Consider the following 23,156-nt stretch of genomic DNA (forward strand, 5'->3'; position numbering starts at 1 on the left):
AATCCAATCCTTCTGCCTGCCCTATATTGGTACCAAGAAGTTAACGGTACCGCACATGATAAAATCAGCACCGTACGCTTGGAATTTGTGTCGCCCTGCTCTAAGGTTGACACAATTACGATCTGCAAGTGACGCTATTTAGCATCAAAACCGCATTTCAACCTGTAAATGAATGGCGCGGCCGGTCTGAAGGACTAGGTTGCGTAGCAGCGACGAGGCTGAGGGACGAAGATGTCTTTGACCGCCAGAACACCAGCGCAGCTGCGCAGCATGTTTGGGTCCAACCTGCGCACGCTTGCCGCTGACTACCCGTCGATCTCCGCTCTGGCGCGCGACCTTGGCATCAACCGGACACAGTTCAACCGGTATCTCAGCGGAGAGAGCTTCCCGCGCCCGGACGTTCTGGCACGGATTTGTGCGTTTTTCTCTGTCGATGCGCGGGTCCTTCTCGAACCTGTCGATAAAATCAATCCGGCCGCCGGGCTGATCTCGAGCGAATATCTGCGCGACTTCATGGGGCCGAGCATTCAGCCGGTCTCCGAGGAGAGCCTGCCCAGTGGGTTTTACCAATTCGCCCGGCGCAGCTTTGTGCAAGGGGATCAATACGTTAGGGGGCTGGTGCTGATCAAGCGTGAAGGCAGCAACACCTTCATCCGCGGGTATGAGCCCAAGATCGCCATGGCGATGCAGGGCATTCCGGCAGACGCCCGGGCGCGCGAATACCGAGGTTTTGTGATGCAGATCGAAGACGGGTTCGCCGCCACCGTCGCACGGCGCAACGCCATGACCGCCTCGTTCAACTACCTGAGCCGTGTCACCTCGTTCCAGAACAATTTCTGGGTCGGATACGTCGCACGTACTGTGCGGGAGAGCTCCTCCAGCATGAGGATGACCCGCTTAGTCTATGAATACTTGGGGGAAAACACTGAAAGGATTCTCTCCTGTGCGCGCAACGCTGGCTTTTGCAGGTTGGACGAATTGATCCCCTTCCACCAACGGCTGCTTCAGCCCGAAGATCCATTCAGATAGGTATCCCGGTGTTTCCAGGCCATGTCGCCTGCGGGAAACTCGGGTCGCTTTGAGCGCGGCACGCAACGGTTGTTGGCGTATGGTTTTGGCCACGACCGCAAGGAGAGTTGCCATGGATCGCCTGCCCACCGACCTGTCGAACGTGCGTCGCCCGATTGCCGAGGCAAACGGCCTGCCAAACGCGCACTACACGGATGCCACCGTCTTCGAAGAAGAAAAACATGCGTTGCTTTATGACGGCTGGTCGGGTCTGGCCGTGGCCGCGGATGTGCCGGAGATCGGTGATGCCGTTCCGTTCAGTTTTCTGGACATGCCCCTTCTGCTGGTGCGGGATCGCCAGAACACAGTCCGTGTTTTTCAGAACATCTGCCGCCATCGCGGCATGATCCTCGTGGCGGAACCGCGCAAGATCGAAGGCGCCATTCGCTGCCCTTATCACAGCTGGTGTTACTCCACGAACGGCAAGCTTGTCAGCACGCCCCATGTGGGCGGACCGGGCCAGAACAAACACGAAGGGATCGACCGCGACCTTCTGGGGCTGGTCGAAGTGCGCAGTCATATCTGGATGGGCGTGGTCTGGATCAATATCTCCGGCACGGCGCCCGATTTCGAGACCGCCAATGCAGCGTTACTCGACCGCTGGTCGGAGTTCGACCGGCCTCTCTACCACGGCGGTGCAGACAGCGCCTTTGCGCTCGAGGTCAATTGCAACTGGAAGCTGGCGGTAGAAAACTACTGCGAAAGCTACCACCTGCCCTGGGTCCATCCGGGGCTGAACAGCTATTCCCGGCTGGAAGATCACTATCACATTGAAGAAGAAGGGCTTTTCTCTGGCCAGGGCACATTGGTTTACCGCCAGATTAAGGACAGCAACGAGAAGGTTTTCCCAGATTTTGAGGACTTGAGCGATAAATGGGACACCGCAGCGGAGTACATAACCGCCTTTCCCAACGTCCTGTTGGGCGTGCACCGGGACCACACTTTTGCAATCATCCTTGAACCGCAGGGTCCCGAAAAAACCCGTGAGCACGTGCACCTGTTTTATGCCTCGCCCACGACGGATGACGCGCTCCGCGCCCGCAATGCCAAGCAGTGGAAAGAGGTCTTTGTCGAGGATATCTTTGTCGTCGAGGGGATGCAGCGCGGGCGTCATGCGGTGTCTTTTGATGGTGGGCGGTTTTCGCCCGCGATGGACGGGCCGACGCATCTGTTCCACGCTTGGGTTGCCGGGCGGGTGCAACAGCGGCGAATGGCGGCTCAGGCGGCGGAATGAACGAACTTGAGGCGCGTCTTTTGCTGGCACATGCCGATGACGACCGTGCAGCCCTCGTGACGCTTTACACAGAAGCCGCAGATCAGAGCGAAGGTGAAGACGCTGCGGCCTTTTACCTGACCCAAGCCTATATATATGCGCTGGAGCTTGGTGCCCCGCAGTCCGGGGCGCTACGGCGTCGGCTGATTGAGATGGGGCGGGAAACGCCCTCTTCAGGCGGTCTCTGATAGCAATCGATAAAGATGCCAGGAGGCGTGGCCCAGCCACGGCAGGACAATCCACAGACCGAGGAACCCGGGCAGCATGGCCGCAAAGCTGAGCCCGGCAATCAGGGCTGCCCAGGCCAGCATCACCGCCGGGGCCTGCCGGACCACGCCAATGCTGGTGATCATCGCGGTGATAAAATCGATCTCCCGGTCCAGCAAAAGGGGCAGACCGATGACCGTGATGCTGTAGATCAGCAGCGCAAAGAGGCCGCCGATCAGCGTACCAAAAGCCAGCATGGTCAGCCCGTTTAAGGTGAGAAATACTTCGTAAGAGGTTGATATATTTGTCATCGTAGTCAGGCCAAGGAAGAGCGCAAAGATCATGTGGCCAAGGAAAAACCAAAAGAGGAAAATCACTACCATCATGGTGCAAAGCGACGGCAACTGGCGCAGGCGCTGTTGCCAGATTACCCCGAAGACAGCGCCGGGTGGCACCGGCGTGCCGCGTTCCAGGCGCCGAGAAACCTCGTAAAGCCCAACGGCGGCAAATGGCCCCAGAAGAGGAAACCCGATCGCCGCCAGCACAAGCCAGAAACTATGGCCGGTGACGGCTGTGACGCCAATCATCGCCCAGCCGGCGAGGATGTAAAAACTGGCGAAGGTCAGCCCGTAGAACGGATGGCGGCGAAAATCCTGCGCGCCGCGACGGAGCGCTTCCTTGAGATCTTCAAAACGAGGCTGACGCAGGCTTGGTGCGCCCATTCCCATGTCGGCGGTTGCTGATGCGGCCATGACGATTCCTCCCCTGTCGGAAGAAGTATAACATGACAGATGGATGTTCTGACCAGAGCCAGATCACCCGAATTGACGCCAAATAGCATCCACTTGGAGTTAGCTGCCCTGCGCCTCGGCGCGGGTCTTGCCGGAGACGTCCAACGCCAGCGTGGCCGCCATCAGACCATCGAGATCACCGTCCAGCACACCCTTGGTGTCGGAGGTCTCAAAGTTCGTGCGCAGATCCTTGACCATCTGGTAGGGCTGCAGCACGTAAGAGCGGATCTGGTTGCCCCAACCCGCATCACCCTTGTTCTCATGCGCCTCGTTGATGGCCGCGTTGCGCCGGTCCAGCTCCAGTTGGTAGAGCCGTGATTTCAATGCCTTCATCGCGATATCCCGGTTCTGGTGCTGTGATTTCTCGGAACTTGTCACGACGATGCCGGTCGGGTGGTGGGTGATCCGCACGGCGGAATCGGTCGTGTTCACGTGCTGGCCACCTGCCCCGGAGGAGCGGTAGGTGTCGATGCGGATATCTGCAGGGTTCACCTCGATATCGATGTTGTCATCAACAACCGGGTAGACCCAGACGGAGGTAAAAGACGTGTGCCGTTTGGCAGCGGAATCAAACGGAGAAATCCGCACCAGACGGTGCACACCGCTTTCGGATTTCAGCCAGCCATAGGCGTTCACACCGCTGATCTTGTAGGTGGCGGATTTGATCCCCGCCTCTTCCCCGGCGCTCTCCGCCTGCAGTTCGACTTTGTAGCCCTTCTTTTCCGCCCAACGGACGTACATACGTGCCAGCATGGACGCCCAGTCACAGCTTTCGGTGCCACCTGCCCCGGCATTCACCTCCAGGAAGGTGTCATTGCCATCCGCTTCTCCGTCCAGCAGCGCCTCAAGCTCTTTTTGTGCCGCTTTTTCTTCGAGCGACTTCAGCGCGGCTTCGGCCTCGCTGACGACCTCCTCGTCTTCTTCCATTTCGCCAAGCTCGATCAGCTCTACGTTGTCGGTCAGGTCCTGCTTGATGCTCTCATAGGTCCCAAGTGCATCGACGAGCATCTGCCGATCCCGCATCAGCTTTTGCGCCGCGTCCGGATCATCCCAGAGGTTCGGATCTTCAACACGCGCGTTGAATTCCTCCAGCCGAAACGGCGCGGTTTCGACGTCCAGCCGTTGCGCCAGCAGGTCCAGCGATTTTTCGATCTTTTCGACGGTATTTTGTGCGTCAGCACGCATGGTCAAAGCCCTTGGCGTTAAGTCTGAAAGCGGTGATAAACCAGCGCCCTGCCAGCGGCAAGGGAGCCACGCCTCTCCATCGCTAATAAAGACCGCCCGAACTCAACGTCCCGAAATCCGCCTTGGGGCCAACTGTCGCGGTGTCACCCGTCGATGTGGTTACCTGCTGGGTCTGGCGCGTACCCACCTCCTTGAACAGCGGCAGGTTCTGCCCCATCGCAAATCCACCATCATAGGTGATGCCGAAGATCGGTTGCTCCCCCTCACGGAAGTATTCTGCCACCACCGACGCCCCCGTGGCGCTGTCATCCAGTCGCGCGCCGGTAAAACGATCAATCTTGATAAACCGACCACCGGGCGGCACCTCGAACGGTCCGCCGCCGTATTTCTTGGTCGCCTCCTCCATGAATTCCTGGAACACCGGCCCGCACATGGTGCCGCCATAGGCGCTGCGCCCCAGACTGCGGGGCTGGTCATACCCGATGTAGCAGCCCGCCACGATATTGCTGGTGAACCCGACAAACCAGACATCCTTGGCGTCATTTGTCGTGCCCGTCTTTCCCGCCGTCGGCACGGGCAGTTTCACATGGGCCGCCGCTGTGCCGCGATCCACAACACCGCGCATCATCGAGGTCAGCTGGTAGGCGGTGATTGCGTCCATCACCTGTTCGCGGTTGGAGATGACCTTGGGCGGCAGTCCGGGCTCAAGGCTGGGCTGCGCGCAATCGTAACACAGCCGCTCATCGTGGCGATAAATCGTCTTACCATAGCGGTCCTGCACCCGGTCCACCAGTGTAGGTTGAACCCGTTCGCCGCCATTGGCGAACATCGCATAGGCTGCAACCATCTGATAAAGCGTGGTTTCCTCGGAGCCCAGCGAGTTTGCAAGAAAGGTACCCATGTTGTCATAGACGCCAAACCGTTCGGCGTAGTCGGCCACCACATCCATGCCGATCTCTTGTGCCAGCCGGATGGTCATCAGGTTACGGGATCGTTCAATTCCGGTGCGCAGCGGGGTCGGGCCATAGAATTCGCGCGAGGAATTGCGGGGCCGCCAGAGACCCTGCGGTGTATTGATCTCGATGGGCGCATCCACGACGATGGTGGCCGGGGAATAGCCACTGTCGAGCGCGGCGGCATAGACAAATGGTTTAAAGCTGGAGCCCGGCTGCCGCTTGGCCTGGGTGGCGCGATTGAACACGCTGGACTGGTAAGAGAACCCACCCTGCATCGAAATCACACGGCCGGTGTTCACGTCCATCGCCACGAAACCACCCTGCACCTCCGGGACCTGCCGCAAGGTCCAGCGCACAAAGGTGCCGTCCTCATCCGAGGTCATGGCGCGCACATGCACCACGTCACCGACTTCCAGCAGGTCGCCTGCGACCTTCGCCTTACTGTTCAATTGGCCGTCTTCGGTCCGTTTGCGCGCCCAGGCCACATCCCGGGCGGTGATGAAATGCCCGTCTTCATCCTCTTCGACACCTTCGATGCCGATCCGCGCATCGTTGCTGCCGACGGAAAGGACAACCGCCGGGTACCAGGGGCCGTCCAGATCGATATCCCGGGCCATCTTGGTTTCCGACAGCGCCGCGCGCCAGCTTTCCTCGTCCTCCAGTTGGGCGGGGTCGATCTTGATCTTGGCCTCGCGCCAGACGCCCTGCTTGCGGTCATAATCCTCGAGCGCGCGGCGCAGCGAGGTCGCGGCAAGCGGCTGCAACTCCTGATCAATCGTTGCGCGCACGGTCAGACCGCCGGTGAAAAATTCGCCTTCACCAAAATCCTCGGTCAACTGACGCCGGATTTCATCGGTAAAGTAGTCGCGCGGCGGCAGTTCCGCCTTGAAGCTTTCGAAATCGCCGTTCTGCACCGACCGCAGGGGTTCGTTCAGCTCTGACAGCAACACCTCCTGAGAGATATAGCCGTTCTCCATCATTTCCTTCAGCACGAAATTGCGCCGCGCCAGCAGGCGTTCTTTCTGTCGCACCGGGTGATAATCACTGGGCGCTTTTGGCAAAGACGCCAGGAAGGCCGCCTCGTGCGGGGCCAGATCGCTGAGCGATTTGTTGAAATAGGTCTGGCCCGCCGCTGCGACGCCATAGGAGTTCTGGCCGAGGAAAATCTCATTCATGTAGAGCTCGAGGATCTGCTCCTTGCTCAGCGTTTCCTCTAGCCGGGCGGCGAGGATGATTTCCTTGATCTTGCGCTCTGCCCGGCGGTCCCCGGAGAGCAGGAAGTTCTTCATGACCTGCTGCGTGATGGTGGAGGCGCCGCGCACATCCTGCCCGCGCGACCGGACCGCATCGACAGCCGCAGCCCCGATACCGCGCAGATCATAGCCGTCGTGGGTGTAGAAATTCTTGTCTTCCGCCGAGATGAACGCCTGTTTCACCAGATCCGGGATCGTCTCCGCCGGGGCGAAAAGCCGCCGCTCCTTGGCAAATTCGTCAATGATCTGTCCCTGCCCGGAGTAGATCCGGCTGATGGTGGGCGGCGAATACTGCGCCAGCGACTCGTGGCTGGGCAGGTCCCGCCCGTACATCCAGAAGATCGCGCCAACGGTCAACGCAACCATGCCGATGGCCATGGTGATCGTGGTGAAGATGCCCCCGAAAAAGGACAGGATAAAACGGAACACTGGCAAAATGCCTTTCTACGCTGGACTGGGTTTACATATAGGCATTGCGGCAAGGCAGGTCAAAACACGATCAGGTGCCAGAGCAGCCGGATTACGCCGGTTTTCCGCCTTTGCGCATTATTGCCGGACCAGAGGGCGTTTCGCCGCATCCGCGTCACGCCACGTCAGGATCGATTGCACCATACCACTCACAATCCCCGCGCGCCAAACCGGGTCACGCAGGTTGTCCAGATCGCGCTTGCTGGAGAGAAAACCGACCTCGACCAGAACCGATGGGATGTCGGCGGATTTCAGCACCGAAAAACCTGCCCTGCGCAGGGGTCGGCGGTTCATCGGCCCACCCGCCTCCGTCATCCCATCCACAAGCGCCTGCGCCAGCGCATTGGAGCGGGGTTCGGTCTCCTGCCGGGCAAGATCCAGCAGCACACTGGCCACCTGATCATCCGAGCCGGTCAGATCGGTACCGGCGATGATATCGGCGCGGTTGTGACGAGCGGCCAGATGCGCGGTGGCGGTGTCGCTGGCCTCATCGGAAAGGACATAGACCGTCGCCCCCTGCGCGCCGCCCTGGCTCAGCGCATCCGCGTGCAGGGACAAAAACACATCCGCCCCGGCGCGATGCGCAATCGCCACGCGCCCCTCCAGCGAGACAAAGACATCCTCTTCCCGCGTCAGAACCACATCGACGTCACCTGCGCGCAGCAACGCCTCGCGCAGCTCCTGCGCGATCTGCAGCATCAGCTCTTTTTCGTTGATATCCTCCCGTTCCGCGCCGGGATCGACCCCGCCATGTCCGGGATCAATCGCCACAACAAAGCGGTCATCGATCAGCGGTGCCACCACGGGTTGGGCAGCCGGTTCGGGCCAGAGGGCGTTTTTCGGGGCCCCTGCCCGGGCCGCAAATTCACTGTCCGACGCCGGTGTCAGACCGACCCGCAGTACCGCCTGACCGGAGCTTTGATCGACAGTCATGCCGATCTCATCGGGCACCATTGGCTCGGTCATGCCCGCGACAAGCCGCGACCATCCGGGTTGAAAGTTGCCGAACCGTACATCCGTGAGAGCACTGTCCTCCGGCAGCAGATCAGTGGCGCGCACGCCGGACCAATCCACTTCTCGAAAATCGATCACCAGCCGAGGCGGCCCATCCAGTGTGAACACCCGAAATGGTACCCCCTGGCTGAGGTGCAATGTGATTTCGGACCGGCCAAACCACCCCGTCTCGATCCGGCTCTCGTCCGGGTTGACGCGCGCGATGGCGCTGAGCTCTTGCGCCGCGCCCGGACCGGCGCAGAGCGTCACGAGGACCGCCCAAAGGGATATTTGCCGGATCATCTACTGCTCTGCCGGTTGTTGTTTTGCCCACCCTAGCAAAGCTGCGGCACTGGGGGAATCCCCGATCAGCGGCGCTGCATGAAATCCTTGAGCCTGCCCAGCCCCTCGACGATGTCAGCTGTGCTGCGGGCGTAGGAAAATCGCAACGTCGTATGCCCCCGTTCGGGGTCAAAATCGAGACCCGGCGTGACCGACACCCCCGCTTGCTCCAGAATTTCGGCGGCAAAGGCACGGCTGTCCTGCGTCAGGTCAGACACGTCGGCATAGACGTAAAACGCGCCATCCGGCGGAGCGATCCTGGTGAACCCGGCCTCCGGCAGCCCCGACAGCATCAAATCGCGGTTTGCCCGGTAGACGGCCATGTTCGCCTGCAATTCGTCCTCCGCGTCCATAGCGGCAAGGGCTGCGATCTGGCTGGCATGCGGGGCACAGATGAACATGTTCTGGGCAATGCGTTCGACGATGCGCACATGATCTTCGGGCACAACCATCCAGCCCACGCGCCAGCCGGTCATCGAAAAATACTTGGAAAACGAATTGATCACATAGGCATCATCCGTGATCTGCAGAGAGGTGACGGCTTTGGCCTCATATTCGATACCGTGGTAGATTTCGTCCGAGATGAACGAGGCCTCCTGCGCTTGCGCCGCCTCGATCAGGGCGCGCATGGCGGGCCTGTCAAGCATTGTCCCTGTGGGGTTGGCCGGTGACGCCACCATCAGCCCGGCCAGATTCATGCCTGCGAAATCCTGAGGCACCGGCTGATAGCGGTTTTCCAGCGCCGTGGGCAGATCGACGGGTTGCAAATCCAGCGCCCGCAGGATCTGCCGGTAGCTGGGATAGCCGGGCGCGCCGATCCCCACCCGATCGCCGGTGTCGAAAAGGGCGGTGAAACTCAGCAGGAATCCGCCAGAGGAGCCGGGCGTGATCACCACCCGGTTCGGGTCAAGATCGACATTGTACCAGTCGCCGTACATGCGCGCAATGCGCGCGCGCAATTCCGGCAGGCCCAGGGCCACGGTATAGCCAAGCGGGCCCGCCGCCATTGCCCGGTTCAGCGCCTCAGCCGCTGCAACGGGGGCACCGGTGCCGGGTTGACCAACTTCCATGTGGATGACGTGACGGCCCGCGTCCTCCAGACGGCGCGCCGCCTCCATCACATCCATCACAATGAAGGGATCGACCAAGGACCGCCTTGAACTCCGCATGAAATCACTCCAATCTTTTCCTCATGGTCTTTCACCTTGTCTTCCGACTGACGTCAATCCCGGCGCTGCTGGTCTGGCTTCTGGTGGCGCCGTTGCAGGCCCAGGGCCTCCTGCGGGATGCCGATCTGGAATACGGGCTCAAGCAGCTGGCTGCCCCGATTTTGGGCGCGGCAGGCCTCAGCCCCTCACGTGTCAAGGTGTTGGTAGTGAACGACAATTCGCTCAACGCCTTTGTCGTCAGCAATGACGCGATTTTTGTGAACTACGGGCTAATCAACCGGATGCAATCCGCCCCCATGTTGCAGGCCGTGCTGGCCCATGAGGCCGCCCACATCGTCAATGGTCACATTACCCGGCGCATGACCAACATGGCCAGCGCCCGCACTGCCGCAGGCTTTGGCCTTGCGCTGGCAGCGGTTGCGGCGGCGGCGGGCGCTGGCGACGCCGCAGGGGGCATCGCCCTGGGCACACAAAGCTCGGCGCGGGCTCGGTTCTTTAAACACACCCGTGCCGAAGAGGCCTCCGCCGATCAGTCCGGCATCCGGTTCATGAAATCCAGTGGCGTCGATCCGCAGGGCATGGCGGACGTGCTGGATTTGTTTCGTGGTCAGGAAGTGCTCGCTGAAACCCGTCAGGATCCTTACCTGCGCAGCCACCCCCTGTCGCGGGATCGTTTTCGCGCAGTCGAGGGTTTTGTCGCGGCCTATGGGCGGCAGGGAGCTGAAAACCCCGACGCGGCCTATTGGTTCGAGCGGGTAAAAGGCAAGCTCAGCGCCTACACGCGCTCGCCGAAATGGACATTGCGCAGGCTGAATGACAGCCCCTACACCGACGTCCGCCTGCTGCGCGAGGCCATTGCGGAACACCGGCAATCCCGCACAAAACAGGCTTTGAGCGCCATCGACAAAGCCATCGCACAGCGCCCGAACGACCCCTTCCTGCACGACCAACGTGGGCAGATCCTTCTGGAGACGCGGAACTTTCAAGCCGCCGTCGCGGCCTACGGGCGTGCGGCACAGCTTGCGCCCAATGACGCGCTGATCCTGTCCGGCTATGGGGGAGCCTTGCTTGCCACCGGCGACGTCAAGCGCGCACGCCAGTTTCTGGAGAAGGCCCGCACCATCGATTTTCGCGACGGCTCCATGCTGCGCGACCTGTCCGTGGCTTACGCGAAATCCGGACAGACCGGCATGGCGTCCCTTGTCACCGCAGAACGCTATGCCCTGTCCGGCAGAATGGAAGACGCTGGCATCCACGCCAAACGCGCCGTGGGCCTGCTGTCGGCGGGCACCGGCCCTTGGCAACGCGCCCAGGATGTGTTGAGTGCATCCGAACGCGCCGAAAAACAACGGAGATAACCCAATGCTCAACCGCCTGATCCTACCCGCCGTACTGGCCGCCTGGGCGCTTCCTGCGACAGCGCTCGACCTCAAAACAATGGATGCCGAGGAGCGCGCGCTCTTTCGTGCTGAGGTGCGCGCCTATCTGATGGAAAACCCCGAAGTGATCATGGAAGCGGTGCAGGCGCTGGAGAACCGCCAGGCCGAAGCACAGGCGCAGGCGGATTTGACGCTGGTGTCGGACCACGCTGATGCGATTTTCAACGACGGTTTTTCCTATGTCGGCGGGAACCCTGAGGGGGATATTACGCTGGTGGAGTTCATGGATTACCGCTGTGGGTTTTGCAAACGCGCCTATGGTGAAGTAGAAAAACTCTTGGAGTCAGACGGAAACATCCGCTTCATCGTGAAGGAATTTCCGATCCTGGGTGAGCAGTCCCTGCTGGCATCGCGCTTTGTGATCGCCGCGAAACAGCTTGACGGTGATGAGGCTTACAGGTCCTTGCATGACGCGTTGATGGTGTTCAATGGCGACATCACGTTGCCGGCGCTGCGTCGCCTGTCAGCAACATATGGACTTGACGCTGACGCCATCGAGGCGCGCATGGATGACGATTCCGTCACGGACGAGATCGCCCAGACCCGCGCGCTCGCGCAGGAATTGCGCATCACCGGCACGCCGACGTTCGTCATGCATGACGAGATGCTGCGGGGCTTTCTGCCATATGATCAGATGCGCGCCATCGTGGAAGAGAAACGCGACCTATGAACCGCCGCGTCAACGCACGCCTTTAAGGGGCTGAATTCACTCAGCAGCGCTCGGGATTGCCGCCTCCGCGTCGAGCGCGGCAGCCTTTGCCTCTACCTGCTCCACGATGTGGTCGATCATCTCGTCATTATTGAGCTTGTGGCTTTGCTTGCCCGCCAGATAGACCATGCCGGAGCCCGCGCCGCCGCCGGTAAATCCGACATCGGTCATCAGGGCCTCTCCCGGCCCATTCACAACGCAACCGATAATGCTCAGGCTCATCGGCGTCTTGATGTGCTCCAGCCGTTTTTCCAGTTTTTCCACAGTCTTGATGACGTCAAAACCCTGGCGTGCGCAGCTGGGGCAACTGATGATGTTCACGCCGCGATGGCGCAGCCCCAGTGATTTCAGGATTTCATACCCGACCTTGACCTCCTCCACGGGGTCGGCCGAGAGGCTGACGCGGATCGTGTCACCGATCCCCATCCAGAGCAGGTTTCCCAGACCAATTGCAGATTTGATCGTGCCCGACGTCAGCCCGCCCGCTTCGGTGATCCCCAGGTGGATTGGTGCATCTGTCGCCTCGGCCAGCTGCTGATACGCGGCTGCGGCCATGAAGACATCAGAAGCCTTGCAGGAGATTTTGAATTCGTGGAAATCGTTGTCCTGCAGAATCTTGATGTGATCAAGCCCGGATTCCACCATCGCATCCGGACAGGGTTCGCCGTATTTGTCGAGCAGATGCTTTTCCAGGCTGCCCGCGTTGACGCCAATCCGGATGGAGCAATTGTGGTCACGGGCGGCCTTAATCACCTCCTTGACGCGTTTTTCGTCGCCTATGTTGCCCGGGTTGATCCGCAGGCAGGCCGCTCCGGCTTCGGCGGCCTCAATGCCGCGTTTGTAGTGAAAATGAATATCGGCCACGATCGGCACTGAGACTTCCGGCACAATCTCTCGCAGCGCCTTTGAGGATGCCTGATCCGGAACCGAAATACGCACGATGTCCGCGCCAGCATCAGCGGCGGTCTGCACCTGTGCAATCGTCGCTTTCACATCCGTGGTGAGCGTATTTGTCATGGTTTGGACGGTGATGGGCGCGTCGCCCCCGACCGGCACATTGCCTACCATGATCTGACGTGATGTACGACGGTAGATGTTGCGCCAGGGGCGCACATGGTTCAACGACATCAGCCTGTCCTTTGCCAAGAGCTCTTGGCAGTTAAAATAGACAGTCGGGGCGAAGCCCGCAATGGCAGGTTTTCGAAAGCTTTGGGTGTTAGTCCGTCGCCGGGACTAAAGGCGTCTGCAACTCAACAACCGTTGTGGCCAGCGCTTCATCCGCGGCCAGGTCTGCCACCGTGTAGCGCGCTTTCAGTGCGTCCACCTCTAGCGGCAATTTGGAGGTCACTGTCCCCGTCTCGCCAACCGGGCCGTAGTATTCACCACTGAGCGCAAAATAGATCGCACCACTCTCACCCGTGCGCAGGGTCGGGGGAATTTCCGAAGCCGGCGCATCCCACGTATCGCCCGGCTCCATAATTGTCTCGAAGATAACTGTACCATCCGCTGCGCTCACACGTACCCACGATGGGCGCACGGCAACCATTCGGAGCGCAGGACCAGGCGCCTGAACAACCTGCGGTACCGGCGTTGGCTCGATCAAAGCGGCGGATACAACGGCATCAATGGCGCCTGCAAAGCTCTGAGTCTCAGGCACCACATCATTTTCAACGCTGGCGAAATTACCAATGGAGCGTGGATCAATGGTTGAAATGGGTGCATCCCGCGCCACGAGCACCGGTACATCCAATGCCTGCGGGCGATAAAGTCGATCTAGGGCTTCAGCATCAGCACGCGGTTTATCCGTACTCCCGGGCGTTGGTATCGCACCCGTCGTGTCCGGCGCAGCTGCCAGAACGCCGTCCAAGGGATCGAGATCGGAAAGGACAATCGGCGTCTGCTCAACCGGCGCCACCTGAACGCGCTGCACCTCTTGGAGTACAGAGTAGCCGCCGAAGCCGATCGCGCCGATCAGCGCAAGCAGCACCAGAGACGAGCCAACTGCGCTTGGCTCAATACCAGAAAAGAAGCCATCCCGTGTGGGGACAAAAGGTGTCCCCGGACGGCTAAAGATATCGCCGTCCATCGGTCGGTTGATCGCATCATCACGGTTGGACTTCTTGATCACGGATGCCTTTGAGGACATACCGTGCGCGACGGAAAAGCCACTTTCCTCACAGAAGGTCTCAAACGCCTCGTCCGGGTTCATCCCCAGATAACGGGCATAGGAGCGCACATAACCCGCGATAAAGCCCGGCGTATCAAAGGCATCAGGGTCGCAGTTTTCAATTGCTGCAATGTAAGCTGCTTTGATCCGCAACTCACGCTGTACATCAAGAAGGGATTTGCCCATCGTGGCACGTTCGCCACGCATTACATCGCCGAGTCGCAGATCGAAATCATCGAACGCCTTGCGTTCGACTTTCTCCTCAACACTCTCTGAGTGCTTGCGCCCAGTCATACTACGTCCTGCCCCGTCTTCCCGTGCCTGCCTAACGCCTCCGTCAGACTTAGAATCGTCCCCACGATTCGTACCTGACCTCTTGTTTATGTTAGGTTAACACAAGACAACTCCAATTTCATCCAGGGTAGTGTTAACCTACATCTTCGGCACGATTTAGCGCACAATGTGACCAAAGTCCGTCCATTGCGTGAACCAGAGCGTCCATCTCATCCGGCCCGTGTACAGGCGATGGCGTGAAGCGAAGACGTTCCGTGCCTCGGGGCACGGTCGGGAAATTGATGGGTTGGACGTAGATGCCGTGGTCGTCCAGCAGCATGTCGCTGAGCAGTTTCGTATGCACGGGATTGCCCACGATTACAGGGACGATATGGCTGCCGTAGTCGATGATTGGCAAACCCAATCCCTTCAGACGCAGCTTGAGAATACGGGCCTGGGTCTGGTGTTGTTCGCGCAACTCCGGCGCGCGTTTCAGGAAGGCAACGGAAGCCGCAGCACCCGCAGCAATGGCCGGTGGCAGCGAGGTCGTAAAGATGAACCCCGGCGCGTAAGATCTTATTGCATCACACATTTTCTCTGATGCGGCAATGTATCCGCCCATCACGCCAAATGCTTTGGCCAACGTACCGTTGATGATATCGAGACGGTGCATCAGACGGTCCCGCTCTGCCACGCCGGCACCGCGTGCACCGTACATGCCAACCGCGTGCACCTCATCGATGTAGGTCAGCGCGCCGAATTCATCAGCAAGATCGCAGATTTCCTTGATCGGGCCGAAATCGCCATCCATTGAATAAATCGATTCAAAAGCGATGATCTTAGGCGCTGCCGGGTCGTCCGCTTCGAGCAATTCGCGTAAATGTGCGACATCATTGTGGCGGAAGATACGTTTCGCGCCGCCATTCCGGCGCACACCTTCGATCATGGAGGCGTGGTTCAAGGCGTCCGAATAAATGATCAGGCCGGGAAAAAGTTTCGGCAATGTCGAGAGCGTCGCATCATTCGCGATGTAGGCAGAAGTAAAGAGCAGGGCCGCTTCCTTGCCGTGTAGGTCGGCCAGTTCCGCCTCCAACCGCTTGTGATAGACCGTGGTGCCGGAAATATTGCGTGTGCCGCCGGAGCCCGCGCCCGTGGCATCAATGGCCTCGTGCATCGCCTCCAGCACAACAGGATGCTGCCCCATGCCGAGGTAATCGTTCCCACACCAGACAGTCACAGGCTGCGTGGTACCATCCGGGCGGGTGCGTGTGGCATGCGGGAAATGGCCGTTGTGGCGTTCGATATCGATGAAGGTCCTGTAGCGTCCCTCTTCGTGCAGACGCGCAATGGCCTGATCCAGCTTGTCGTTGTAGCTCACCCGGTGTCTCCTTCGTACGATCCCGGGCCGTCCGTGCCTTTGGAATCTTTCTAACTCAAGCAATATAGTTCCCTTGCTTAAGGTTCAATCATCTTAAGGTGCACACCATGTCGCAGCCTTGACATGCATCAAGTGAAGACTCCGTCACATCTGCGCGCGGCTGGCCGCGGATTTCGCATTGGGACCGCTGGACACCGCTCTGCACGCTGATACGGTTTGCCGCGAAGCAAAGGAGCCTTCTGATGTCACTCGACACCGTCCTATCCCGTATCGATTCCGATCTGCCCGCCGCGATGGAGCGCCTCAAGGAGCTGTTGCGGATCCCCTCCATCTCCACTGATCCCGCCTACAATGCCGAGTGTGACAGGGCCGCGGACTGGCTGGTCGCTGATCTCGGCAGTCTTGGGATCAAGACGGAGAAACGTGACACGCCAGGGCATCCGATGGTCGTTGGGCATCTGGACGGCCCTGGCCCGCATCTGCTGTTCTATGGGCATTATGATGTGCAACCGGTTGATCCCCTTGAGCTTTGGGACAACGATCCATTCGATCCTCAGATCGAAGACACGCCCAAGGGCCGCGTCCTTCGCGGGCGCGGGACGTCCGATGACAAGGGCCAGTTGATGACCTTCATCGAAGCCTGTCGCGCGTGGAAGGCAGAACATGGCAGCCTGCCCTGCAAACTGACCTTCTTTCTGGAGGGCGAAGAGGAAAGCGGCTCCCCCTCCCTCGTGCCCTTCATGCAGGAGAACGCGGAGGAGTTGAAATCCGACATCGCGCTGATCTGTGACACCGGCCTTTTCGAGAGCAAGACCCCCGCCATCGTGACGATGCTGCGCGGTCTGCTGGGGGAGGAGATCACCATCACCGGGCCGGACATCGACCTGCATTCGGGCATGTATGGGGGCGTGGCCATCAACCCGGTGCGGGTGCTGTCCCGGATCATAGCCGCCCTGCACGACGATGAAGGGCGGATCACTGTGCCGGGGTTTTATGATGGTGTGCCGGAGCTGCCTGACGAGATCGAGGCGCAGTGGCAGGGGCTGGCCTTTGATCACGCAGCGTTTCTGGGAGATGTCGGCCTGTCCAAACCTGCGGGTGAACAGGATCGCACCCCGCTGGAAATGATCTGGTCGCGGCCCACCTGCGAAGTGAACGGCATCTGGGGCGGCTACACCGGCGATGGGTTCAAGACCGTCCTGCCCTCGAAAGCCCATGCCAAGATCAGCTTCCGGCTGGTCGGGGATCAGGACCCGCTGGTAATCCGCGAGAGTTTCCGCGCCATGGTGCGCGACATGCTGCCCGAAGATTGCGAGGTCAGTTTCAACGACCACGGGGCCGGCAGGGCCTCGATGACAGAGACAGATGATCCCAGTTTTGAAGCGGCGCGCAAGGCGCTCACCGAGGAATGGCAGGTGCCTGCGGCCTATGTCGGTTGCGGCGGATCAATCCCGATTGCCGGACATTTTCAGAACATCCTTGGTACCACACCGATGTTGATCGGGTTCGGCAAGGACGATGATGCGCTGCATTCGCCCAATGAGAAGTACGACGTGGAGAGCTTTCACAAGGGCATCCGCAGCTGGGCGCGCATCCTGGCCGCGCTAACGCAATGACCCGGTCCGCAAGGTGGCCTGAAGCCCACCCTACCGCATACTGGAGAGGGGCGGCGCGATGACAGACGCCCATCGCCCCCTTTTTGCGCAGGTGAATGGGCAGGACATCTGCTACGCGGTCCAAGGCAGCGGGCCGCCCATTCTGCTGCTGCACGGCTTTCCGCAAACCCATGTGATGTGGCGCCCCGTGGCTGACATGCTGGCCGCGCAGTTCACTGTGATCACCCCGGACCTGCGTGGGTATGGCAACAGCAGCAAGCCGCAGGGCACGGAAACCTACAGCTTTCGGCACATGGCGCAGGATCAGATCGCGCTGATGGACCATCTGGGCTTCGACAGTTTTCACCTTGTCGGCCATGATCGCGGCGGGCGCGTTGCGCATCGGTTGACGTTGGATGTGCCGGGCCGGGTCCGCAGCCTGACGGTCATGGACATCGTGCCCACGCATCTGCTGCTCGACAAGCTCACGCAACAGGTGGCAAAGGCCTATTATCATTGGTTTTTCCTGGCTCAGCCCCATCCCTTTCCAGAAACCATGATCGGGCATGATCCGGACAGCTACTTCGAGAGCTGCCTGCTGGGATGGGGGGCTGCGAAGCTGTCGGACTTCGAGCCCGAGGCATTGGCGGCCTATCGAACTGCATGGCGGGACCCGGAGGCGATCCGGGGCATGTGTGCCGACTACCGGGCCGCGCTGGAACATGATTTCGATCTGGATGCCCAGGATCTGCAACGGCAGGTGACCTGCCCTGCCCTCGTGCTTTTCGGCGGACAAGGTGCGATGGCGAAAGCCTATGATGTCCCCGCCACCTGGCAAGACCGACTAAGCAACATGCAGGCCGAGGCGATTCCCGGCGGGCATTTCTTTGTGGATCAGTCACCGCGGGAAACGGCGGATGCCCTGATGCGGTTCTTGACGGATATCTGAGAAAGTGGCGCGGTTGACGGGGCTCGAACCCGCGACCCCCGGCGTGACAGGCCGGTACTCTAACCAACTGAGCTACAACCGCGCAATGCGCTGCGGAATAGGCCATGTCTACCGGCCCGTCAATAGGACAGAGAGCGGACGCTCAGATCCCCCTGCAACAGAAAGCCTTCCCTTACGTCAATTCGGAATGCTAGCCTGCGGGAACGCCACAAAGGCGAGACCTTGGGAGGGGATAGAATGTTTGCACGCGTAACACATTACAGGATGAAGCCGGAGTCCGTGGAGGCGGCCATGGCCATGCTGGACACCATGAAGCCGCAAATCATGGCTTTGCCGGGCATGCACCAGTTCATCAACACGATGAACGATACCGGGGAGGGTTGCGTGATTTCGCTGGTGGAGAGCCGGGAGATTTCGGACGCCAACGCTGGCGCGGTACAGGCGCTCTGGTCGCAGTTTCAAGAGCATCTCGCAGCACCGCCTTCTGCCGAAGGGTTTGATGTGATTGCGGATTGGCGGTAGCGAACCCAAGAAAGCAAAAAAGGGACCCAAGGGTCCCTTTTCAAGCAGCGGTGGCGCGGTTGACGGGGCTCGAACCCGCGACCCCCGGCGTGACAGGCCGGTACTCTAACCAACTGAGCTACAACCGCCCACTGCACACACGGGGCGTTGCCCGCGCGTTGGGACGTCTTAGGCGGCGGCATCAGGCGCGTCAAGCGCGATACTTGCGCCGACGCATATTTTTTTATCCGCAGCGTTGCATTCGATATCGGACGGCCGAATTCGGCCCATCAGAGAGGATGGGATTGCAGGTCTTCATGAATGAACTGCGCGGCGAAATGCCCCCAGTGTCGGTAAATCTCGGGGCCGGGGTGGAACCCATCGGAAGCCATGCCTGTCGTGTCTGCCCCCCAATCGGGGTGCAGCAATCGCACATCCGGAGCGGCCTGGGCCACCCCCTCCAGGGCCTCCGAAAGCTTTTGGGCATGGCGCCCGAGCACGGTACTCAGAGGACGCGGCAGGGCGGGAAACTGGTCGAGGGGTGGCACGGTCGTGGCGTATATCCGGCGCACCGCATAGCGGCTGCGCAGCGTATGGTGCAGTGCCTGCGTCTGGCGCGTCCAGCGCGAGGGATGTGTCAGCCGGGTGACGTCGTTGACCCCCAGCGCAGTAAGGGCAATGTCAAACGACCCCTCGCCGACAGAGGACAACAGCGCCGGGACCGAGGCCGTGGTGATGCCGGTGCGCGCCACCAATTGCCACATCACAGTAGCCCGCGCCCCAAGGGCCTGCACAAGCTGACCGCTCAAAGCCGCGCGCTGCGTCGGGGCACCGACACCGGCGGCGGAAGAATCGCCCAGGATCAGCACACGCAAACGCGGCCCCTGCCCCTCTTGGCCCGCACGCGGTCCCGATGCTTCCGGCAGACGCGGCGTGCGACGGATCACCTGCACCGCCTGAACCGCCAGCACAGGGGCGAGCGCCAACTGCTGCGCGCGGGTGAGAATCATGGAGCCGCCGGAGCCCCCTATTTATCGGGCAAGGGGATGAATTCGCTGTCGTCGCCCGGCGGCAGTTGAAACCGGCCATGCGCCCAGTCTCCGGCGCGCCAGGCTTCCTTGGCCGCATCAATACGATCCTTTGACGATGCCACAAAATTCCACCAGATGTGGCGTGGGCCGTTCAAAGTAGCCCCACCCAATAACATCAACCGCGCCCCGGTCTCTCCGGCCTGCAGGGAGATCTTGTCACCGGGCCGGAACACCATCATCCGGCCCGCCTCAAAGCGGTCTCCGGCCACGGTAATCTCGCCTGAGATCACGTAAACGCCACGGTCCTCGTGGTCATCCGGCAAGGGAATGCGCGCGCCGGGCTCGAGCAGCGCATCCGCATAAAACGTCTCTGAATAGACCTGTACCGGCGCTTCCTCACCATAGGCCGTGCCAAGGATCAGGCGGACCGTCTTGCCCTCCCCCTCCAACACGGGCAGACTGGCCTTGGGCGCGTGTTCGAACGCCGCCGCGTTGTCTTCCGCCTCTTCCGGCAGGGCCACCCAGGTTTGAATGCCAAAAAGATCATGCGGACGCTCGCGAATCTCTCCGTCAGTCCGCTCGGAATGGGTGATCCCATGGCCCGCAACCATCCAGTTCACGGCCCCCGGTTCGATCCATTGATCCGTGCCGAGACTGTCCCGGTGATGGATCTTGCCCTTGTAGAGGTAGGTGACCGTCGCCAGACCGATGTGCGGGTGCGGGCGCACATCGATCCCTTTGCCGGTCACAAATTCTGCCGGACCCATCTGATCAAAGAAAATGAAGGGGCCCACCATCTGCCGCTTGGGGGCTGGCAAAGCGCGCCGGACTTCGAACCCGCCCAGATCCCGCGCGCGCGGCACGATCACCGTCTCGATCGCATCCACCGCATCCCCGATCGGGCAATCGGGATCCAACGCCGGGTTCCAACTCATCGCGCGCCCTCCTGTCAGCAAGTTTCATTGGAAGAATAGCCCCGTGCGCGGGAGAGACAATTACCGATCAGTCAAATCTTGCGTAGATCGTGACCAGATCGCGTCGGTAGGGTATTCTCGTCAATCCGCCGCGCGGCCTGATCGAGCCGGGCCGCCATATGGATTATTTCAGACACATCCCCCGCGCTCTGCTCCAGCGCCATTTCGAATGCTGCATATTCAAGGAACTGCGCGGCGATTTGCATTGCGATGCGAACGCGCTCTTGATTTGGCAAGCCATCTAGCGCGGCGAAAGCCGTCGACAGGTCCACAACCTCTGAAGGAATGTCATCCGTGGGCACGGTCATGTCGTGTCCGCTTTCAGTTGTTTCCGACGCGTTACTGCCACAACATCGCGTCGAACGTTCACCTCTCTCAAATGACCCGAAAGATCAAAATATAGGCCGATCCATCAGTCCGGGATTTCACGCACAACTCCTCGGCGCACCCCTGTCATTTTTCCTGCAACAACGTCTGGACATCACTGTCTCTTATCGAGCAGCCTGCTGTCAACCCAAGGTAGTTTGCAACTCAGGTTTTTAAACCAATTGGTATGCAAAAACTGCGTTTATACCTACTGCATCCGTCGGAACGTCTGAGGAATCGTGTCAGGCATGGCGGTTTGGACATCTGATGACGCATGATCGACGCGCGCCGCGCAATTGATCAGATCGGCCACATCGTCTGCGGAATAGGTACCCGCCATCTCGAAGGCGGCAAATTCAATGAGCCGGGACGCCAGACCAAGTGCACAGCCGGACCGCTCAGATACAGGCAGTTCGTTCAGCAAACACATCAGCCTGTCTGCGGTCTCAGTCACCGATTGATCTGCCATGGCATACATCCGCACACCACTTGCCTTCCTCACGCACATTTGCGTGCCCCTTTCTCATTCTCTCATCGCCATTCTGGCCCCCCATCATCTGGTGAATCACAGAGCGGCAACCTTGGCAAGGCACAGTTTGTGCCAGCCTCTGCACGGCCCTGTATCGGCACCATTGCGCCGGAATTCTTGATTTTCACTACCTATGAGGGTGCGGTGTGCAAAGTGGTGGGTCGTGAGAGGCTCGAACTCCCGACATCTTCGGTGTAAACGAAGCGCTCTACCAACTGAGCTAACGACCCGATTTGCGCGGTTTAGCCAAAGTCTCTGTCCGCTTCAAGCCCCTATCGTCAGTTGCTGCATTTGTCCGTTTTCGAGGTAGTAAATCACGCCCTGTCCGCCCGGCAGCATTCCAATTTCGCTTACATCCTTGTCCAATACGATCAGCCGCAACATGCGCGATGTGATCCCGTGGGTCACAAGCACAGCGGGCTCGCTCAGGTCACCCAGAAACGACCGGCAGCGGTCGTGCAGGGCGGAAAAGCCTTCCCCGCCGGGCGCACGCTCATAGAGGTCCAGCGCACTCTCCTCGCTTTCGTCTATAGCGCGGTCAATTATCAACTCATCACGGCGCAAACCTTCCCAGTCACCAACGCCAATTTCCGTTAGTCTTGGATCGGTATCGATACGCCCAAACAAACCCTCAAGGGCGATGGCCGCGGTTTGAAAACAGCGGCCTTGTGGGCTGCACAAGGCGCGGAAGTCCGTCAAATCACGGGTCTGCAAAATGCGACCCTGGGCTGCCGCCTGTGCCCGTCCAAGTTCAGACAAGGGAGAATCAAGGCTGCCCTGTATGCGATGTTGCGCGTTCCACTCGGTCTGGCCGTGGCGCAGGATGTAGAGAGGTGGGATCAAAGCGGTCAGCTCCTCGGCGCGCTCCGGCACCCGCAGCCCGACAGGTCATATCACCCGGAATCGTGCAGTCGAGTGCCAGGAAAGGGAAATGGTGGGTGATAAGAGATTTGAACTCCTGACATCTTCGATGTGAACGAAGCGCTCTACCACTGAGCTAATCACCCGTGGCAACCGGCCTACCGAAATGCGATCTCGCATGCAAGAGGCCGGCGGGAAATTTCAGTCCTTCGCACCATCGCTTGAAGGTTCGAGCGCCGCTTTCAGGGGCGGATTGGTCTGGCGAATTTTTGCAACAATGACCCGTCCATTGCTCAGCTTCTTTTCGCGATTGATGCGGACACGTCCCAAGGGCGGCAAAACCAGACTGCGACCTTCCGCAAGCGTCTCGCCAAGCTCGGCCAGCAAGGCTTCGACAACCGGCTTGGCGTCACGCTTCTTCACGCCCGTCCGCGCAACCACTTTTTCCACCAACTCTTTCTTGCGCAGGGCATTTGGGAAGTCAGCGGCCTTTGCCGCGTTTTTGGACGCCGCTGTCTTCTCTGACGCTTTCTTGGTTGGGGCCGCGGGTTTTGCCGCGGATTTCTGCGTCACGGGTTTTGCGCGCGTACCGGTTTTGCGGGGTGTGGTCTTTGATGTGCTCATGTCGCCTCTCCAACCGCTTTTGCGGCCTGTTGTCATGCGGTAGCGCCTGTACGCT

22 protein-coding genes and 4 tRNA genes are annotated in these 23,156 nt (G+C 60.1%); 8 read left to right on the forward strand and 18 right to left on the reverse strand.

Annotated features, from left to right (window positions below; genetic code table 11):
- Positions 1-270 precede the first annotated feature (270 nt).
- The 3 genes from Q1A07_RS18545 to Q1A07_RS18555 all read left to right on the forward strand — a co-directional run bounded on the left by Q1A07_RS18545 (position 271) and on the right by Q1A07_RS18555 (position 2,529).
- Complete coding sequence (locus Q1A07_RS18545) at positions 271-1,029, forward strand: helix-turn-helix transcriptional regulator (protein ID WP_299783491.1); 759 nt, start codon at positions 271-273, stop codon at positions 1,027-1,029.
- A 112-nt stretch (positions 1,030-1,141) separates the two neighbouring features.
- Positions 1,142-2,302, forward strand: coding sequence for an SRPBCC family protein (locus Q1A07_RS18550; protein WP_299783492.1), 1,161 nt, complete (start codon positions 1,142-1,144; stop codon positions 2,300-2,302).
- Entirely contained in the window at positions 2,299-2,529 is a 231-nt protein-coding gene (locus Q1A07_RS18555; protein ID WP_299783493.1) for a hypothetical protein, read from the forward strand. Before Q1A07_RS18550 ends, Q1A07_RS18555 begins: the two co-directional genes overlap by 4 nt.
- On the opposite strand, the gene Q1A07_RS18560 is transcribed toward Q1A07_RS18555, so the two are convergent.
- From Q1A07_RS18560 to Q1A07_RS18580, 5 genes are all read right to left on the reverse strand, one after another.
- On the reverse strand, positions 2,515-3,276 hold the full coding sequence (locus Q1A07_RS18560) for a DUF2189 domain-containing protein (RefSeq protein WP_299783573.1): 762 nt from the start codon (positions 3,274-3,276) through the stop codon (positions 2,515-2,517). The genes Q1A07_RS18555 and Q1A07_RS18560 overlap by 15 nt on opposite strands.
- A 123-nt stretch (positions 3,277-3,399) precedes the next feature.
- Positions 3,400-4,524: a peptide chain release factor 2 gene (gene prfB, locus Q1A07_RS18565; RefSeq protein ID WP_299783494.1), complete on the reverse strand. Its 1,125-nt coding sequence runs from the start codon at positions 4,522-4,524 to the stop codon at positions 3,400-3,402.
- A gap of 82 nt (positions 4,525-4,606) precedes the next feature.
- Entirely contained in the window at positions 4,607-7,162 is a 2,556-nt protein-coding gene (locus Q1A07_RS18570) for a penicillin-binding protein 1A (RefSeq protein WP_299783495.1), read from the reverse strand.
- Between the two features lie 117 nt (positions 7,163-7,279).
- Positions 7,280-8,497 (reverse strand): N-acetylmuramoyl-L-alanine amidase, encoded by a 1,218-nt coding sequence (locus Q1A07_RS18575; protein ID WP_299783496.1) that lies wholly within the window; start codon positions 8,495-8,497, stop codon positions 7,280-7,282.
- A gap of 65 nt (positions 8,498-8,562) precedes the next feature.
- Positions 8,563-9,705 carry an aminotransferase class I/II-fold pyridoxal phosphate-dependent enzyme gene (locus Q1A07_RS18580; RefSeq protein WP_299783497.1) on the reverse strand — a complete coding sequence of 381 codons (1,143 nt, stop codon included), beginning with the start codon at positions 9,703-9,705 and terminating at the stop codon, positions 8,563-8,565.
- Positions 9,706-9,728: 23 nt separating this feature from the next.
- Here Q1A07_RS18580 and Q1A07_RS18585 point away from each other — a divergent pair, with 23 nt between their 5' ends.
- The gene (locus Q1A07_RS18585; protein ID WP_299783498.1) at positions 9,729-11,063 is read left to right on the forward strand and encodes a M48 family metalloprotease; all 1,335 of its coding nucleotides are present in this window, start codon (positions 9,729-9,731) and stop codon (positions 11,061-11,063) included.
- 4 nt (positions 11,064-11,067) lie between these two features.
- Positions 11,068-11,814 carry a DsbA family protein gene (locus tag Q1A07_RS18590; protein ID WP_299783499.1) on the forward strand — a complete coding sequence of 249 codons (747 nt, stop codon included), beginning with the start codon at positions 11,068-11,070 and terminating at the stop codon, positions 11,812-11,814.
- 36 nt (positions 11,815-11,850) lie between these two features.
- On the opposite strand, the gene ispG is transcribed toward Q1A07_RS18590, so the two are convergent.
- From ispG to hemA, 3 genes are all read right to left on the reverse strand, one after another.
- Positions 11,851-12,981, reverse strand: a complete 1,131-nt coding sequence (gene ispG, locus Q1A07_RS18595) for a flavodoxin-dependent (E)-4-hydroxy-3-methylbut-2-enyl-diphosphate synthase (RefSeq protein WP_299783500.1) — start codon at positions 12,979-12,981, stop codon at positions 11,851-11,853.
- 88 nt (positions 12,982-13,069) lie between these two features.
- On the reverse strand, positions 13,070-14,314 hold the full coding sequence (locus Q1A07_RS18600) for a helix-turn-helix domain-containing protein (protein ID WP_299783501.1): 1,245 nt from the start codon (positions 14,312-14,314) through the stop codon (positions 13,070-13,072).
- Positions 14,315-14,447: 133 nt separating this feature from the next.
- Positions 14,448-15,671 (reverse strand): 5-aminolevulinate synthase, encoded by a 1,224-nt coding sequence (hemA, locus tag Q1A07_RS18605; RefSeq protein ID WP_299783502.1) that lies wholly within the window; start codon positions 15,669-15,671, stop codon positions 14,448-14,450.
- Between the two features lie 242 nt (positions 15,672-15,913).
- On the opposite strand from hemA, the gene Q1A07_RS18610 reads away from it, so the two are divergent.
- Positions 15,914-17,287 (forward strand): M20/M25/M40 family metallo-hydrolase, encoded by a 1,374-nt coding sequence (locus tag Q1A07_RS18610; protein WP_299783503.1) that lies wholly within the window; start codon positions 15,914-15,916, stop codon positions 17,285-17,287.
- 58 nt (positions 17,288-17,345) lie between these two features.
- The gene (locus Q1A07_RS18615) at positions 17,346-18,215 is read left to right on the forward strand and encodes an alpha/beta hydrolase (protein ID WP_299783504.1); all 870 of its coding nucleotides are present in this window, start codon (positions 17,346-17,348) and stop codon (positions 18,213-18,215) included.
- Positions 18,216-18,220: 5 nt separating this feature from the next.
- On the opposite strand, the gene Q1A07_RS18620 is transcribed toward Q1A07_RS18615, so the two are convergent.
- Positions 18,221-18,297 (reverse strand) — tRNA-Asp (locus tag Q1A07_RS18620).
- Positions 18,298-18,452: 155 nt separating this feature from the next.
- Between Q1A07_RS18620 and Q1A07_RS18625 the strand changes: the two genes are divergently transcribed.
- Positions 18,453-18,737 carry a hypothetical protein gene (locus Q1A07_RS18625; RefSeq protein WP_299783505.1) on the forward strand — a complete coding sequence of 95 codons (285 nt, stop codon included), beginning with the start codon at positions 18,453-18,455 and terminating at the stop codon, positions 18,735-18,737.
- A 51-nt stretch (positions 18,738-18,788) separates the two neighbouring features.
- On the opposite strand, the gene Q1A07_RS18630 is transcribed toward Q1A07_RS18625, so the two are convergent.
- The 9 genes from Q1A07_RS18630 to Q1A07_RS18670 all read right to left on the reverse strand — a co-directional run bounded on the left by Q1A07_RS18630 (position 18,789) and on the right by Q1A07_RS18670 (position 23,101).
- A tRNA-Asp gene (locus tag Q1A07_RS18630) sits at positions 18,789-18,865 on the reverse strand.
- Between the two features lie 141 nt (positions 18,866-19,006).
- Positions 19,007-19,726: an SGNH/GDSL hydrolase family protein gene (locus Q1A07_RS18635; protein WP_299783506.1), complete on the reverse strand. Its 720-nt coding sequence runs from the start codon at positions 19,724-19,726 to the stop codon at positions 19,007-19,009.
- 17 nt (positions 19,727-19,743) lie between these two features.
- The gene (locus tag Q1A07_RS18640; RefSeq protein WP_299783507.1) at positions 19,744-20,682 is read right to left on the reverse strand and encodes a pirin family protein; all 939 of its coding nucleotides are present in this window, start codon (positions 20,680-20,682) and stop codon (positions 19,744-19,746) included.
- A gap of 71 nt (positions 20,683-20,753) precedes the next feature.
- Positions 20,754-21,029, reverse strand: coding sequence for a hypothetical protein (locus Q1A07_RS18645; protein ID WP_299783508.1), 276 nt, complete (start codon positions 21,027-21,029; stop codon positions 20,754-20,756).
- 266 nt (positions 21,030-21,295) lie between these two features.
- The gene (locus Q1A07_RS18650; protein ID WP_299783509.1) at positions 21,296-21,556 is read right to left on the reverse strand and encodes a hypothetical protein; all 261 of its coding nucleotides are present in this window, start codon (positions 21,554-21,556) and stop codon (positions 21,296-21,298) included.
- 214 nt (positions 21,557-21,770) lie between these two features.
- Positions 21,771-21,846 (reverse strand) — tRNA-Val (locus Q1A07_RS18655).
- A 34-nt stretch (positions 21,847-21,880) separates the two neighbouring features.
- A complete protein-coding gene (locus Q1A07_RS18660) occupies positions 21,881-22,459 on the reverse strand; it encodes a histidine phosphatase family protein (RefSeq protein WP_299783510.1) in 579 nt (192 codons plus the stop codon).
- Between the two features lie 89 nt (positions 22,460-22,548).
- Positions 22,549-22,623, reverse strand: a tRNA-Val gene (locus tag Q1A07_RS18665).
- Positions 22,624-22,678: 55 nt separating this feature from the next.
- Entirely contained in the window at positions 22,679-23,101 is a 423-nt protein-coding gene (locus Q1A07_RS18670; protein WP_299783511.1) for an HU family DNA-binding protein, read from the reverse strand.
- Positions 23,102-23,156: the final 55 nt, after the last annotated feature.

Origin of the sequence: uncultured Roseobacter sp., from assembly GCF_947492555.1 — a bacterium.
In the GTDB taxonomy this organism is placed as follows: Bacteria; Pseudomonadota; Alphaproteobacteria; order Rhodobacterales; family Rhodobacteraceae; genus Roseobacter.